The 15,278-nt window shown below is 67.0% G+C and carries 17 protein-coding genes; 12 read left to right on the top strand and 5 right to left on the bottom strand.

The window, feature by feature from the left end:
• The first annotated feature begins 106 nt into the window (after positions 1–106).
• Genes G6N34_RS05745 through G6N34_RS05730 form a run of 4 tightly spaced genes read left to right on the top strand, consistent with a single transcriptional unit; the run spans position 107 to position 3,674 of the window.
• Positions 107–1,207, top strand: coding sequence for an amidohydrolase family protein (locus G6N34_RS05745; protein ID WP_085152841.1), 1,101 nt, complete (start codon positions 107–109; stop codon positions 1,205–1,207).
• Positions 1,208–1,217: 10 nt separating this feature from the next.
• Entirely contained in the window at positions 1,218–2,384 is a 1,167-nt protein-coding gene (locus G6N34_RS05740) for an amidohydrolase family protein (RefSeq protein ID WP_085152843.1), read from the top strand.
• Positions 2,385–2,387: 3 nt separating this feature from the next.
• Positions 2,388–2,780, top strand: coding sequence for a Rieske (2Fe-2S) protein (locus G6N34_RS05735; RefSeq protein ID WP_085152845.1), 393 nt, complete (start codon positions 2,388–2,390; stop codon positions 2,778–2,780).
• An 18-nt stretch (positions 2,781–2,798) separates the two neighbouring features.
• Entirely contained in the window at positions 2,799–3,674 is an 876-nt protein-coding gene (locus G6N34_RS05730; protein ID WP_179965726.1) for an alpha/beta fold hydrolase, read from the top strand.
• A gap of 8 nt (positions 3,675–3,682) precedes the next feature.
• Here the strand turns inward: G6N34_RS05730 and G6N34_RS05725 are convergent, their stop codons facing one another.
• Positions 3,683–4,156, bottom strand: a complete 474-nt coding sequence (locus tag G6N34_RS05725; protein WP_085152898.1) for a hypothetical protein — start codon at positions 4,154–4,156, stop codon at positions 3,683–3,685.
• Positions 4,157–4,218: 62 nt separating this feature from the next.
• Here G6N34_RS05725 and G6N34_RS05720 point away from each other — a divergent pair, with 62 nt between their 5' ends.
• The 8 genes from G6N34_RS05720 (at position 4,219) to G6N34_RS05685 (ending at position 11,579) form a co-directional block, all read left to right on the top strand.
• Complete coding sequence (locus G6N34_RS05720; RefSeq protein WP_085152849.1) at positions 4,219–5,529, top strand: NADH-ubiquinone oxidoreductase-F iron-sulfur binding region domain-containing protein; 1,311 nt, start codon at positions 4,219–4,221, stop codon at positions 5,527–5,529.
• Positions 5,530–5,537: 8 nt separating this feature from the next.
• A complete protein-coding gene (locus tag G6N34_RS05715; RefSeq protein ID WP_179965816.1) occupies positions 5,538–5,840 on the top strand; it encodes a ferredoxin in 303 nt (100 codons plus the stop codon).
• Positions 5,837–7,516, top strand: a complete 1,680-nt coding sequence (locus G6N34_RS05710) for a thiolase C-terminal domain-containing protein (protein ID WP_085152853.1) — start codon at positions 5,837–5,839, stop codon at positions 7,514–7,516. Before G6N34_RS05715 ends, G6N34_RS05710 begins: the two co-directional genes overlap by 4 nt.
• 43 nt (positions 7,517–7,559) lie before the next feature.
• Entirely contained in the window at positions 7,560–8,474 is a 915-nt protein-coding gene (locus tag G6N34_RS05705) for an alpha/beta hydrolase (protein WP_234812957.1), read from the top strand.
• A complete protein-coding gene (locus G6N34_RS05700; protein ID WP_085152855.1) occupies positions 8,474–9,292 on the top strand; it encodes an NAD(P)-dependent oxidoreductase in 819 nt (272 codons plus the stop codon). Before G6N34_RS05705 ends, G6N34_RS05700 begins: the two co-directional genes overlap by 1 nt.
• Positions 9,289–10,083 (top strand): NAD(P)-dependent oxidoreductase, encoded by a 795-nt coding sequence (locus G6N34_RS05695; protein ID WP_085152857.1) that lies wholly within the window; start codon positions 9,289–9,291, stop codon positions 10,081–10,083. Before G6N34_RS05700 ends, G6N34_RS05695 begins: the two co-directional genes overlap by 4 nt.
• A gap of 96 nt (positions 10,084–10,179) precedes the next feature.
• The gene (locus tag G6N34_RS05690) at positions 10,180–11,382 is read left to right on the top strand and encodes a cytochrome P450 (protein ID WP_085152859.1); all 1,203 of its coding nucleotides are present in this window, start codon (positions 10,180–10,182) and stop codon (positions 11,380–11,382) included.
• Positions 11,382–11,579 carry a ferredoxin gene (locus G6N34_RS05685; protein ID WP_085152861.1) on the top strand — a complete coding sequence of 66 codons (198 nt, stop codon included), beginning with the start codon at positions 11,382–11,384 and terminating at the stop codon, positions 11,577–11,579. The genes G6N34_RS05690 and G6N34_RS05685 overlap by 1 nt, the downstream gene beginning before the upstream one ends.
• Before the next feature lie 60 nt (positions 11,580–11,639).
• Here G6N34_RS05685 and G6N34_RS05680 read toward each other — a convergent pair whose 3' ends face one another.
• The 4 genes from G6N34_RS05680 to G6N34_RS05665 all read right to left on the bottom strand — a co-directional run bounded on the left by G6N34_RS05680 (position 11,640) and on the right by G6N34_RS05665 (position 15,277).
• Positions 11,640–12,158: a hypothetical protein gene (locus tag G6N34_RS05680; RefSeq protein ID WP_085152863.1), complete on the bottom strand. Its 519-nt coding sequence runs from the start codon at positions 12,156–12,158 to the stop codon at positions 11,640–11,642.
• Complete coding sequence (locus G6N34_RS05675) at positions 12,155–12,760, bottom strand: TetR/AcrR family transcriptional regulator (RefSeq protein ID WP_085152865.1); 606 nt, start codon at positions 12,758–12,760, stop codon at positions 12,155–12,157. Before G6N34_RS05675 ends, G6N34_RS05680 begins: the two co-directional genes overlap by 4 nt.
• 206 nt (positions 12,761–12,966) lie before the next feature.
• Positions 12,967–14,115 carry an acyl-CoA dehydrogenase family protein gene (locus G6N34_RS05670; protein WP_085152867.1) on the bottom strand — a complete coding sequence of 383 codons (1,149 nt, stop codon included), beginning with the start codon at positions 14,113–14,115 and terminating at the stop codon, positions 12,967–12,969.
• A 19-nt stretch (positions 14,116–14,134) separates the two neighbouring features.
• The gene (locus G6N34_RS05665; protein WP_085152869.1) at positions 14,135–15,277 is read right to left on the bottom strand and encodes a thiolase family protein; all 1,143 of its coding nucleotides are present in this window, start codon (positions 15,275–15,277) and stop codon (positions 14,135–14,137) included.
• Position 15,278: the final 1 nt, after the last annotated feature.

Genomic DNA, 15,278 nt, shown 5'->3' with positions numbered 1-15,278 from the left:
TAGCCCAGACCTCGGGAAACGCACTCGATGTTAGCGAGAATTCCATTCTTGCTCTCGAAGAACGGGGTTGTACTATGAGTCACATGTCCGACGGTGGGCCACGATCATGATCCGAATCGGGGACGGCTCCGACGCCGTCGAGACGCCCGTCATCGACGCCAGCGTGCACATCTTCTTCGGGTCCAACAAGGACCTGCGGCAGAACTTCATGAACGAACCGTTTCGCAGTCGCGGGTTCCCGGACTACGAGATGGACTGGTACGGCGCCCCCGGTGGGGAGTACGCCAAGGGCACCAAGGGCCCAGACGGCCAGTACCCCGGATCCGATGTCGACGTCGTCGCCAAGCACCTGTTCACCGACCGCGGCGTCGACATCGCGGTGCTTCATCCGATGACGCGGGGCGTCATGCCCGACCGGCACCTGGGAACCGCGATCGCCGCGGCGCACAACGAGATGATGGTGACCCGTTGGCTCGAACACGACGAGTACGGTGAGCGGTTCCGCGGCACCATCCGAGTCAACCCCGACGACATCGTCGGGGCATTGCGCGAGATCGAGAAGTACAGGAACCATCCGCGCGTGGTACAGATCGGTATCCCCCTGCAGTCGCGCGAGCTCTACGGCAAGCCGCAGTTCTGGCCCCTGTGGGAGGCCGCGGCCGACGCGGGCCTGCCCGTCGCGACCCACATCGAGGTCGGTGCCGGAATCGGCTTTGCGCCAACGCCGTCCGGACGCACCCGCACGTACGAGCAGTACCAGGGCTTCATGTCGCTGAATTACCTTTACCACCTGATGAACTTGATCGCCGAGGGCGTCTTCGAGAAGTACGACGGGCTCAAGTTCGTCTTCGCCGACGGTGCCGGTGATTCGCTCACGCCGTTCATGTGGCGGATGGACTGCTTCGGCCGCCCACACCTCGAGCAGACCCCGTGGGCACCCAAGATGCCCAGTGAGTATCTGCCGGGCCACGTGCATTTCGTCCAGGGTCCGTTCGACGGTCCTGGCGACGTCGAGTACGCCGGCGAATGGCTCGGTTTCACCGGCAAGGACGACATGACCATGTTCGGTTCGAGCTATCCGCACTGGAACCTCACCGAGGTGAAGGTGCCCAGCGCCTACAGCACCGAGCAGCGCGAGAAGTACTGCTGGCGCAACGCCGCCCAGTTGTACGGCATCGACGTTCCCATCCCGACGGTCGCGCAGTAAGGAGCACGCCATGACATCGACAGGGCCTGCCAAAGCCGTCACCCAGACCACCGAGCGGACCACGCCGATCGAACGCACGCCCATCAGGTGCGTGGATTCCGACGTGCATCCGGTGCCCAAGCGCGGACAACTGCTGCCGCACATCCCGGAACCGTGGCGCAGCAAGTACTTCCTGAGCCACCAGTTCGGCGAGCAGATTTACTACGACGCCCCGGACTACGCCCACGCGTTCGCGATGCGCGTCGACTCGTTTCCCGACGACGGCGAGTTCGCCTGCAGTGATCCCGATCTGGCGTTCAAGCAGCTGATCATGGAGGCTGGGTCCGATATCGCGGTCCTGGAACCCGGCGCCTACCCTTGCCGGATCCCCGAGGCCGACCACGCCATGAGCCAGGCACTGAACTCCTGGCAGGACGCCTGCTGGCTGGATTCACACAACAATTGGCATCAGCGCTGGCGGGGGTCCATCTGCGTCTCGATCGAGGCACCCGAGCTCGCGGCCGCCGAGATCGAGAAGTGGGCCGGGCACCCCTACATGGTGCAGGTCCTGATCAAGGCCGAACGGCGGCCAGCCTGGGGTGACCCGATGTATGACCCGGTCTGGGCCGCGGCCACCAAGCACGACATCACGGTGTCCTGCCACCTGTCCCGCAGCCACCATGAAGAACTGCCGATTCCGCCGGTCGGTTTCCCGAGCTACAACCACGATTTGATGGTCACGTACTCGCTGCTGGCCCACAACCAGATCATGAGTCTGATCTTCGACGGGGTCTTCGACCGCTTCCCCACGCTGCGCATCGTGTTCGTCGAACACGCCTTCACCTGGATCCTGCCGCTGATGTGGCGCATGGACGCCATCTACGAAGCCCGCAAGCAGTGGATGGACATCAAGCGCAAGCCCAGCGAATACGTCAAGGACCACATCAAATTCACCACCCAACCCCTGGACTACCCCGAGGACAAGACCGAACTGTCTCGGGCGTTCGAGTGGATGGAGTGCGACAAGATCCTGCTCTACAGCAGCGACTACCCGCACTGGACCTTCGACGACCCGCGCTGGCTGGTCAAGCACCTGCCCGAACACGCCCGCGAGGCCATTATGTTCCGCAACGGAATCGCCACCTACCACCTGCCCGAGACCGTCCCCGCCCTCGAGGGACAGGTCCGGGTGTTCTGAGCCATGGCAGACGAGACCAAGCCGTCCCGCCTTGCACAAGGGCGTGAGCACGTCGTTGCGACAGTGGACGAAATCCCGCCGGGCACACACAAACTCGTGCCCATCGGGCGACACGGTGTGGGGGTGTACAACGTCAACGGGACGTTCTACGCGATCGCGAACTACTGCCCGCACGAAGGGGGGCCGCTGTGTTCGGGGCGGGCACGCGGACGCAACATCGTCGACGAGAACGTGCCCGGCGACGCGGTGATGGTGCGCGACATGGAGTACATCTACTGTCCGTGGCACCAGTGGGGGTTCGAGTTGGCCACCGGCACCACTGCGGTCAAACCGGAGTGGAGCATCCGCACCTACCCCGTCCGGGTCGTCGGCAACGACGTCCTGGTACAGGCCTGACCCCGCATTGGAGCAGCGTTGCCCAACAAGAAGATCGAGATCAATGGCGGCAATGTCGTCTACGAGATCCTCGGTAAAGAGGGACCGTTCATCGCGCTGACCCCCGGCGGCCGGTTCAGCAAGGACATCCCCGGGCTCAAGCCGCTCGCACGCAAGCTCGTCGCCGGTGGATATCGGGTTCTGCTGTGGGACCGGCCCAACTGCGGCAGGTCGGATGTGCAGTTCTACGGTCAGAGCGAGTCGCATATGCGGGCCGAGACGCTGGCGCAGCTGATCACGCGCCTCGAGATCGGACCGTGCATCATCGCCGGTGGATCCGGCGGTGCCCGGGACTCGATGATCACCACGATGCTCTACCCCGAACTGGTGACCAAGCTGGTGGTGTGGAACATCGTCGGCGGCGTCTACGGTTCGTTCGTCCTGGGCGGGCACTACATCGTGCCGAGCATCCTTGCGGTGCGCGGAATGGGCATCAAGGGCCTGCTGCACGTGCCCGAATGGAAAGAACGTATCGCAGAAAATCCTGTCAACCATGACAGAATCCAGGCCCTCGACGCCGACGAGTTCCTCAAGGTCATGCTGCGGTGGCTCAACGCGTTCGTGTCCAAGCCGGGCCAGACCATTCCCGGTGTGCCCGACGAGATGTTCGACAACATCACCGTTCCCACGCTGATCATCCGCGGCGGCGAAAACGACTGGGACCACCCGAAGCGGACATCGCTCGAAGTCAACTGCCTGATCAAGGGCTCAGAACTGATCGATCCGCCGTGGCCCGAGGACGCCTGGGAGCGGGCCGGGGAGAAGTTCGCCGCCAGTGGCGGAAAGAAGTTCTGCCTGTTCGACACCTGGGTCCAGGCGGCACCGGCGATCCTGGACTTTCTGGATCGGCCATGACCGTCGGGTCACACCGTGTGGATTCGGACCTCGCAGTTCAGCGAGGCCTCCAGGGCCGTGTGGATCCGGCTCTCCGGCACGCGTTCCACATCGGCCTTGGACAGCGTCACGTCGACGATGTCCCAGCCCTCGCCGGTGGGTGTCCGCTCGATCTGTCCGGTGAGTCCGAACCCGGCGAGCACACCGTGCGCATCGTCGTCGGTGCCGTGGCTGACGAAGGTCAGCACGCCGGCCACGGGCTCGGTTCCGAATGCCCTGCCGCACAGGCCATTGGCCACATCCTGCAGTTCCGCGGGGTCCGCGCCGGTCATCAGGAACTCGACCTCGCGCCGACTCGGCGGCAGCGCGGCAAGGTCGTTCTGGATCAGCTCGACCCCCGCGGCGTCGGCCATGCCGGTCAGCGCCGCCATCCCCTCGGTCACTGCGCTCGCGGTCAGGCTCCCGCCGGGATCGACCTTCACTCGCACCACTGCCGTCCGCATGTCCACGAGCCTAACCACCGTCGGCGCCGCCCGGCCCAGCCCCCGGTTCGCAGGAGTCAGCCATGAAGACCACCCAGACTGCCGGGGCCGACATCGTCGTCGGCGCCTGGCCCACACTCTCCCCACGCCTGCTGCGCACCCGCGAGGGGGCCGAGACCGGCAGCGAATACCGCAGCGCCGGTGGCTATGCGGCGTTGTCGGACGCCGAAGCGCTGCTGGCCGAGGTGGCCCGGGCCGGGATCCGCGGTCGCGGCGGTGCGGCCTTCCCGACCGCGGTCAAGCTGCAGACGGTCCGCGCGGCGGCACTGGCCGGTCACGACACCGTGCTGGTGGCCAACGGCGAAGAGGGCGAACCCTCCTCGATCAAGGACAGGTGGCTGCTGCGCAACCGACCCCATCTGGTCCTCGACGGGACCCGCCTGGCCGCCCAGATCGTCGGCGCCAAGCATGCTCACGTGTACGTGTCGGATCCTGCTTCGGCGCAGAGTGTCTCGTCGGCATTGGCGGAACTGCACGACACCGCCCCCGATGTTCTCGGCGACCTGACGGTCAGTGTGCGCGTCGTAGACCCCGGCTATGTCGCGGGCGAGGAGAGCGCTGCGGTGCGTGCCATCAACGGCGGGCCCGCCAAGCCGACGGACAAGCCACCGCGAGTCTTCGAGGAGGGGGTCGGGGGCCTGCCCACGCTGGTCAGCAACGTCGAGACCCTGGCCCACCTGCCGTTCGTCCAGCGCCACGGTGCCGACGTCTACCGCGAGGCCGGCACCGCCGACTCACCGGGCACCTTCCTGGCGACCATCACCGGCGGCGGACGGCCGCCCGGCCTCTACGAGCTCCCGCTCGGAGTCAAGGTCACTGAACTGCTTGCCCTGCACGGAATTCCGGCGGACCAGGTTCGGGGCGCCCTGATGGGCGGCTACTTCGCGGGCCTGCTGGGACGCGACGTCGTCGACACCGCACTCGACCACGAGTCGCTGCGGGCACTGGGCAGCGGCCTGGGCTGCGGCGCGGTCTCGGTGCTCACCGACGAGTGCCCCGTCGCGGTCGCCGCCTCGGTGCTGGCCTACTTCGACCGCGAGAACGCCGGTCAGTGCGGATCGTGTTTCAACGGCACCGCCGCGATGGCCGCCGCCGCGGGCGCACTGCGCGACGGCACCGCGAGCGCCGACGATCTGGCGCGTCTGCAGCGGTGGTCGGTGGTGCTGCGCGGCCGCGGAGCCTGCGCGACCCTCGACGCGGCCACCAACATCGCCGCGAGCCTGCTTGCGGTGTTCGGGGAAAACGTCGAACGACACCTGACCGGAGACTGCGCGGCCTGCCGCGCAGGCACGTTCGCTGCGCACCGCCCCTACGAAGTGGAGGCGCTGGGATGACCGACAAGATGCGGATCAAGCTCGACCGGACGCTGTGCGACGGGTTCGGCATCTGCGCCAAGCATGCGCCGGAGTACTTTTCGCTCGACGACTGGGGATACGCGGTGCTCGTCGGTGACGGCGTGGTGCCCGAGCCCGACCGGGATACCGTGATGCGCGCGCTCCTGGACTGCCCGGTGCACGCGATCATGGAGATCGCCGAACGACGCCCCACCGAACCGCCTGCCGCACCACCGGTGCAGCATGACGAGGACCCGGGCGCGCATCTGAAAACCGAAGACAACGAAGCGGAGTGGGGTTTCACGCGATGAGTTCCGACAACAGCCAGTCACGTCTCCCGCTGCCGCAGCTGACGCTGGACAACGAGTTCTTCTGGACCGCGGGCGGCGACGGCGTGCTCCGGATCTGCGAATGCCAGGACTGCCACTCGCTGATCCATCCCCCGCAGCCCATCTGCCGGTACTGCCGCAGCCACGACATGGGCGTGCGCGACGTCTCCGGTCGGGGCGTGCTGGCTGGCTTCACGGTCAACCACCGGTTCAGCATTCCGGGGCTGCCCGCCCCCTACGTGGTGGCGCAGGTCGCGATCGAAGAGGATCCGCGGGTCCGGCTGACCACCAACATCCTGGTCGACATCGACGAGAACGGTGGTGTCGACCTGGAACTCGGTCAGGTCGTCGAGGTGGTCTTCGAGAAGGCCGCCGACGTGTACCTGCCGCTGTTCCGCCCCGTGACACCGAAAGAGGTGGGCGAACTGCCCGCCGACGAGATCGCCCCAGAGGAGTTCTCGAAGTTCGTCCGGCCCATGGTCAGACAGGACAAGTTCGAGGACAAGTCGGCGATCACGGGCATCGGCATATCGCGGATCGGCCGGCGTCTCATGGTGCCGCCGATCTCGCTGACCATCGAGGCCTGCGAGGCCGCGATCGCCGACGCCGGTCTGACGCTGGCCGATATCGACGGTCTCTCCACCTATCCCGGCCTCGACGTGGCGGGCATGGGCGAAGGTGGAGTCAACGCGCTCGAGGGCGCCCTCGGCATCCGGCCGACGTGGATCAACGGCGGTATGGACACGTTCGGTCCCGGCGGTTCGGTGATCGCGGCGATGATGGCCGTCGCGACCGGGATGGCGCGCCACGTGCTGTGCTTCCGCACGCTGTGGGAGGCCACCTACAACCAACTGCTCAAAGAGGGTAAGGCCGCCCCCGCCGGCGGTATGCGAACCACCAACTGGCAGGCCCCCTTCGGCGCCACGTCGGCCGCGCACACACTGGCGCTCAACGCGCAGCGCCACTTCGACCGTTACGGCACGACGCGGGAGACGCTGGGCTGGATCGCGTTGAACCAGCGGGCCAACGCGTCGATCAACCCGACCGCGATCTACCGCGATCCGATGACCATGGAGGACTACCTGTCGGCGCGGCCGATCACCACGCCGTTCGGCCTCTATGACTGTGACGTGCCGTGCGACGGCGCGGTCGCGGTCATCGTCTCCGCGGTCGACGTGGCCCGTGATCTGCGCAAGCCGCCGGTGTACTTCGAGGCGGTGGGCACGCAGATCATCGAGCGCACCGACTGGGACCAGACCACCCTGACCCATGAGCCACAGGTGCTCGGCCAGTCCGCGCACCTGTGGAGCCGAACCTCGTTGCGGCCCAGCGATGTCCACGTGGCTGAACTGTACGACGGCTTCACGTTCAACTGCCTGTCGTGGCTTGAGGCGCTTGGGTTCTGCGGCATCGGCGAGGCCAAGGACTTCCTCGACGGCGGCGCGAACATCGCGCGTGACGGCGTGATCCCGCTGAACACCCATGGTGGCCAGCTGTCCCACGGCCGCACGCACGGGATGGGTCTGATCCATGAGGCCGTCACGCAACTCCGCGGTGAGGCCGGTGAACGCCAGGTCGCAAATGCCCGCGTCGCGGTGGCCAGCAGTGGTGGACTGACACCGAGTGGAGTGCTGCTGCTGCGGACTGACACCCCGTGAACGACGAACCCGAAGGCGGAGCCGAGGGGAAGGAGTCACGGAATTGAGCAATGCAACGTCCCCGACCGCGCGTGTGGTCCTCGTCGACGGCGTGCCGATGTCCGGCCTGCTCGCCGAGGCGCAGAATCCGCGCGCGGTCGTCGTGGCCCTGCACGGTGGAGCGACCACCAGCGCGTACTTCGACTGCCCGGGGCATCCCGCGCTGTCGCTGGTGCGGTTCGGACCTTCGCACGGGTACACCGTGCTGGCGCTGGACCGGCCGGGTTTCGGCGCTTCGGCGCTTTATGCCGAAGAGTTCGTCGATCCCACGCGGCGCGTCGAAATGGCCTATGCCGCAGTCGACAAGATCCTCGGGGGCCGGGACCGCGGCGCCGGACTGTTCGTGCTGGCGCACTCCAACGGCACCGAACTGGCGTTGCGGATGGCGGCGGACGACGAGCGCGGTGCGGCGCTGCTGGGCATCGAGATCTCCGGCACCGGACTGCGTCAGCAGGATGCGGCCCGCGCCGTGCTCGCGGGCGCGTCAGTGACCAACGTCCCCACCGGCCTGCGCGGCCTGCTGTGGGAACCTGCCGAACTCTATCCCGACGGCATCGCGTCGGCGGTGCGCATCAAGACCGGCCCCATCTCCCCCGGCTACGAGGCCGACGTCGTCGCGAACTGGGCCGAGACCGTCACGGAACTGGCTGCGCGCGTGCGAGTTCCGGTGCGCTATGTGCTCGCGGAGCACGAGCGGGTATGGTCCACCGACGAGGCAGCGGTGCGCGAGGTCACCGAGTTGTTCACGGCCTCCCCCGATGTCACCGCCGTCCGCCAGCCCAATGCCGGACACAACCTGAGCCTGGGGCACGCAGCCACCGAGTACCACCTCGGCGCAACCGCGTTCGCCGAGCAGTGCCGAGCCCGCCGTACCGGGTCCGGTGGGACCACTACCGATTTCACGATGGAGGCCAGTTGATGCGAGTCGGATTCATTGGATTGGGCAGCCAGGGTGGACCGATGGCGCGCGCCATCGTCGACGCCGGGATCCCCACCACCCTCTGGGCGCGCCGTCCCGCGTCACTGGAGCCGTACGCCGACACCGCGGCCAAGGTTGCGGGCACGCCCGCCGAACTGGCGGCCGAGAGCGACATCGTGTGCCTGTGCGTCATCGGCGACGACGACATTCGCCAACTGGCCTACGGCGACGAAGGCCTGCTCGCCGGCCTGAAGCCCGGCGGCATCATTGTCATCCACAGCACCGTGCATCCTGACACCTGCCGCGAACTCGCCGAAAAGGCGTCCGCACAGGGTGTTTCCGTCGTCGACGCGCCGGTCAGCGGTGGTGGGCCCGCGGTCGAGGCCAAGCAGCTTCTGGTGATGGTCGGCGGCGACGAGGCCGACCTCGAGAAATGCCGCCCGGTGTTCGAGACCTACGCCGACCCGATCGTGCACCTCGGGCCACTGGGCGCCGGACAGGTCAGCAAGATCCTGAACAACCTGCTGTTCAGCGCGAACCTCGGTGCCGCGATCAGCCTGCTCGAACTGGGTGAGCAGTTGGGCGTCGAGCGCGCCAAGTTGGGCGAGGTGCTCACCCGCGGGTCGGGCACCAGCAAGGCGATCAACAGCATCGCGATGTTCGGCGGCACGCTCGAGCACCTGGCTCCCATCGCGGGCGGGTTGCTGCAGAAGGACGTTCGCCTGGCCGCGGATCTCGCAGCCAAGGCCGATGCGGAGGAGGGCACGGTGTTCGTCGTCGCCGACACCGCCCTGGATCGGATGGACTCCCGCCGATGAAGGTCGGCTTCGTCGGCGCAGGCCGGATGGGCACACCGATGGTGACGCGCCTCGTCGAGGCCGGTCATGAGGTCGTCGTCCTGGGCCGCACAGCTGAGAGGCGCGACGCGTTGACGAGCCTCGGCGCGCGTGCGGTGGCCGACCCGCGTGAGGTCGCCGACGGCGCCGACATCGTCGTGGTGTGCGTGTTCACCGACGAGCAGGTTCGGCAGCTGTGCCTGGGTCCCGATGGTCTGATCTCGGCGATGCGTCCCGGATCGGTTCTGGTGCTGCACACCACGGGCAGTCCCCGCACCGCCGAAGCGCTGGCCGCCGAAGGCAACGGCGTAGCGGTCATCGACGCCCCAGTCAGCGGCGGCCCGCACGACATCGCGGCTGGCGAGGTGACGCTGTTCGTGGGCGGCGCCGACGACGCGGTGGCCAAGGCCCGCCCGGCGCTGCAGAGCTACGGCGACCCGATCGTGCACGTCGGCGGTATCGGAACCGGGCAGAAGATCAAGCTGGTGAACAACACACTGTTCGCCGCGCAGATCGGCCTGATCGCCGAGGCCGCCCGACTGGCGGGCGCACTCGGGATCGAGGAGTCTGCTCTGCTCGAGGCGCTTCCCCACGGCAGTGGTGCCAGCAGGGCCCTCGGCAACATTGCCCGCGCCGGTTCGTCGGCCGCATTCATCAGCGCCGTCGCGGAATTCATCGGCAAGGACGTCGCCGTGGTTCGGGAGACCGCCTCCGAACTCGGTGCCGACCTCGGGCGTCTCGATCAACTGGTCGAGGCTGGTTTGGGTCGATGAAACCGGCGATTCCCAGGCCGTACCGGCCGCACTACTGTTAACGTTACAGTTCGACTGTTATCCGTAACTTTCCGCCCCTCAGCCCGCGGAGGACCCATGACCAAGCCCCAGGTCGTCTTCGATCCGTTCTCGGACGAGTACTTCAACGATCCCTACGAGATCTACCTGCGCATGCAGGACGAGGCGCCGGTGTACTACAGCGAGGAGTTCGACTTCTATGCGCTGACCCGGCACGCCGACGTCGCGGCGGCGCTCAAGGATCACGAGACCTACTCCTCCACGCGCGGGTGCGATCTGGCCATGGTGCAGTCCGAGGAGGGCCCGCAGAAGTCCATCATCTTCATGGACCCGCCGGAACACCGCGTGATGCGCAGCCTGGTCAACAAGGCGTTCACGCCGCGCGCGATCCAGTCCCAGCGCGAGACGGTCGAGGAACTCGTCGACCATTACCTGTCCCAGGTCGACCCGGATAATTTCGACATCATCCAGGACTTCTCCGGCCCGTTCCCCGTCGAGGTCATCACCCGGATGGCGGGTGTGCCAGAGGACTACCGCCAGATGGTGCGGCATTGGATCGACACGTCGCTGACCCGTGAACCCGGCAACATCGGCTACACCGAGGCCGGCATGGCCGCGGCGATCGAGTCGGGCGTGTACTACTACAAGCTGGCCCAGGAGCGACGGGCGAATCCGCAGGACGACATGCTCAGCCGCCTCGTGGCAGCCGAGATCCTCACCGAGGACGGTCAGGTCCGCAAACTCGACGACGTCGAGATCGCGGGCTTCGCCTCACTGCTCGGTGGCGCGGGAGCGGAGACCGTCACCAAACTCGTCGGCAGCGCGATGGTGACCTTCGCCAAGAACCCCGAGCAGTGGCAGAAGCTGTTGGACGATCGCAGCAAGGTTCCGGCCGCGGTCGAGGAGATGCTGCGGTTCGACGGCCCGGTGCACTACAACGTGCGCTTCACGCTCAAGGAAGCGCACCTGCACGGCACCACCATCCCCGCGGGCAAGCCGGTGTTCCTGATGTACGCCGCGGCCAACCGGGATCCGCGCGCGTTCACCGACGCCCACATCTTCGACATCGACCGCGACCGCACGGAGTCGCAGAACCTCGGGCTCGGCTACGGCATCCACAGCTGTCTGGGCGCGGCGCTCGCCAGGTTGGAGACCACGATCGCGGTGGATCGGCTGCTCGATTTCATGCCTCGCTACGAGGTCCAATGGGACGGCCTGGAGCGGGTGCACATGCAGAATGTCGCTGGTTACCACCATGTTCCGGTGAAGGTGCTGCGCTGATGAGTGGAAAAGTGGAAGTCGACTTCGAACTCTGCGAGGCCAACGGGGTGTGCATGGGCATCATCCCGGAGGTGTTCGACCTTGACGACGAGGACTATCTGCACGTCCTTACACACGAGGTGACCCCGGAGAACGAGTCGCAGATCCGCGAGGCCGTGCGGCAGTGCCCGCGGCAGGCGATCTCGATCCGAGAGTAGGACCGACACACGAATGCGGCCACTGAGTCACAGACTCAGTGGCCGCTTTCGTGTGTGGAATCAGCTGGCCGGCACCAGGTCTGCGGCCACCGGACACGACGCCGGGGTGCCGCTGCGGAACGTCTCGATCACCGAACCCGCCGGGACGTCCCGGCAGTCCAGCGCAGCGAGCGCCTGAGCCTTGAAGGCGCGGGCCGCGACGCTGAGCCGATGCTCGACCGAACCGACACCACTGTGGTCCAACTCGGCGGGCCAGGACTCGCCCCACAGCGTCACCTCGGTTTGGCCGCTGTCGAGGGCCTGGCGGACGCCCTCCCGGATCCGCGAGTCGTGCTCGTACAGATCGGCCGCGACCGCAAGGGCATGTGGCCGAATCCCATTGGGCCCGATGGCCAATGCCGACTCGAGATCACCGGCGTCGGCGCCGATGATCTGCAGTGCGCGATCATCGGCGGCCTCGTCGCGGTGCAGCAGCACCCGGACATCCCAGCCGGCCATCACACGGTCGAACATCCAGCCGCCCGCGGCGCGCACGGCCTCGGCCACGCTGGGCGCGACGACGTCCAGGCGGTACCTCACGATGTTGCCTCCGGCGCGAATTCCTGCGCGAGGGATTTCGCGTACTCGCGCAATGCTTCCTGCAGCGGGATCGAGGGATCGAGCAACCATGAGATTTCCATTCCGTTGACGAGGGACACAATCTGCACCGCTTTGAGGGCTGGGTCGATGTCGGAGCGATACCGGCCGGATTCCTGACCCCGACGGATCAGGTCGGCGACGATCCTGACTGCCGCCCGATGCCTGTTGAACATGCGATCGTGCAGCGGGGCGTCGGGCATCAGGTTCTCGACGAGCAGCACCGAGTAGGTGCCGACCAACTCCGGGTTTCGGTCCACGCGCTCGCCGACATTCGCGAGTTGCTCGAGCAGGTCACCGGAACGGTCCGCATGCGCATCGTCGTCGGCGTCGCGGGCGTCGACGACCGCGTGGAGCAGTTGTTCCTTGGAGTCGAAATGGTGAAGCAGGCCCGCAGCGCTGACTCCGGCCTCTTTCGCGATCTGCGACAGGGTCGTGTTGCGCCACCCGTTGCGGGTGAGCAGACGCTGCGCGGCGGCGAGGATTCGGATCTTCCGGTCCTCACCCTTCGCGAGCAACGTCGCATAAGGCCTGGCAGAGGTCACGTGGCGGACGCTTTCTCATCGGCGAACCTACTTAATGAACATACAGTAGGTTGGTTCCCGCGATGTGACAAGGGTCTCTTTTAGATTATTTTGTGCCGCGTCACACCAGCCCCACAACACACGCTGACGCAGCAACCCGGGGCACGCCGGAGCCCACCTCTGGGCGCGAAACACCGGGTCTCGCGCCCAAGGCCAGGGCGTCGTGTCTAGAGGCCGAGCGACTTGGCGATGATCACCTTCATCACCTCAGAGGTCCCGGCATAGATCCGGGCCACGCGTGCATCGGTGTACAACCGCGCGATCGGATACTCCATCATGTAGCCGTAGCCGCCGAACAACTGCAGGCAGCGGTCGATCACCCGGGCCTGCATCTCGGTGCAGAACAGCTTCACGCGCGCCGCGTCGGCGCCCGACAACTCGCCCGCCACATGCTCGGCGACGGCCAGATCCAACATCGCCTGGGCGGCCTCGACCTCCGTCGAGCATGCCGCGAGTTCGAACTTGGTGTTCTGGAACGACGCCACCGGCGTGCCGAAAGCCTTGCGGGACTTGGTGTAGTCGATGGCCGCCGCGATCGCCGAGCGGGACTGCGCCACCGAGCCGACGGCGACGGTCAGGCGTTCCTGGGCCAGGTTGTGGCCGAGGTAGGAGAACGCCTCGCCCTCCTCCCCCAGCACGTTGGTTGCGGGCACCCGCACGTCGGTGAACGACAGTTCGGCGGTGTCCTGAACCTTGCAGCCCATCTTGTCGAGTTCGCGGCCGCGTTCGAAGCCGGGCATCCCGTCCTCGACCACCAGCAGCGTCAGGCCTTTGCGGCGGTTGTCGGGGTCGGTCGAGGTGCGCGCGACGACGATCACCAGGTCGGCCTGCATGCCGCCGGTGATGAACGTCTTGGCGCCGTTGAGCACGTAGTCGTCACCGTCACGCACCGCGGTGGTCCGCACCCCCGCGAGGTCGGATCCGGTGCCCGGTTCGGTCATCGCGACCGCGGTCAGCAGCGTGCCGTCGGCCAGGCCGGGGAACCAGCGCTTGCGCTGCTCCTCGTTGGCGTAGTGCAGGAAGTACGGCAGGATCACCTCGAGCTGGGTGCGCACCGTCGACAGCGTGACCAGCGCGCGGGCCGCCTCCTCCTGCAGCACCACGTTGTAGCGGTAGTCGGACTGCCCGCCGCCGCCGTACTCCTCGGGAATCGCGACACCCATGATCCCGGTCTCGCCGAGCTTGGCGAACGTCTCGCGCGGCATGCGGCCGGACTTCTCCCACTGTGGGTAGGCGGGCACGACCTCCTTCTCGATGAAGTCGCGGGCAAGCTCGCGAAACGCCTCGTGGTCCTCGGTGAACAGCGTCCGGCGCACAGTTGTCTCCTGATTCCCGCTAGACGAGCTCGACCACGGTGGCGTTGGCGGTCCCGCCGCCCTCGCACATGGTCTGCAGCCCGTATCGAATTCCGTTGTCGCGCATGTGATGGATCATCCGGGTCATCAGCACCGCACCCGAGGCACCCAGCGGATGACCGAGCGCGATCGCACCACCGAGCGGGTTGAGCCGGTCCGGATCCGCGCCGGTGTCGGCGAGCCAGGCCATGGGGACGGGCGCGAAGGCCTCGTTGACCTCGAAGACGCCGACGTCCCCGACACCGAGGCCCGCCTTGCGCAGCACCTTCTCTGTCGCCGGGATCGGTCCGGTCAGCATCAGCACCGGATCGGCGCCCGTGACCGCACCGGCGACGTAGCGCACCAGCGGCGTCAGTCCGAGTTCGGCGGCCTTCTCGGCGGTCGTCACGAGCAGTGCCGCGGCCCCGTCGGAGATCTGCGACGAGTTTCCGGCATGGATCAGACCGTCCTCGGCGAACGCCGGCTTGAGACCGGCGAGCTTCTCGGCGGTGGTTCCGCGCCGGATGCCCTCGTCCGCGGTGACGGGTCCACCCTCGGTGGTCACCGGCACGATCTGGTCATTAAAGGCCCCGCGGTCCTGCGCGGCGGCGGCGAGTTCGTGCGAGCGGGCGGAGTACTCGTCGACCTGGGTCCGGTCGAATCCCCACTTCTGCGCGATCATCTCGGCCGAGATGCCCTGGTTGAACGAGAAGTCGTCGTAGCGCGCGAAAACCTTGGGCCCGTATGGCGTTCCGGTCGAGCGAGCCGCCCCGAGCGGGACCCGGCTCATCACCTCGACACCACCGGCGACCACGACGTCCTGCTGCCCCGACATGACGGCCTGCACCGCGAAATCCACAGCCTGCTGGCTTGATCCGCAGGCGCGGTTCACCGTGGTGCCCGGGATGTGCTCGGGCCACCCGGCGGCCAGCACCGAGTAGCGGCCGATGTTGCTCGACTGGTCACCGACCTGCGACACGCAGCCCCAGATCACGTCGTCGACGATGCCGGGGTCCACTCCGGTGCGGTCCGCCAGTTCGTTGAGCACCAGTGCGGACAGGTCCGCCGCATGCTGGTCGGACAGGCCGCCGTTGCGTTTTCCGACGGGGGTGCGCACCGCACCGACGATCACTGTTTCTCTCATG

Origin of the sequence: Mycolicibacterium confluentis (genome assembly GCF_010729895.1) — a bacterium.
GTDB classification, from domain to species: Bacteria; Actinomycetota; Actinomycetes; order Mycobacteriales; family Mycobacteriaceae; genus Mycobacterium; species Mycobacterium confluentis.
This window is presented reverse-complemented; position numbering and strand designations above follow the sequence as displayed.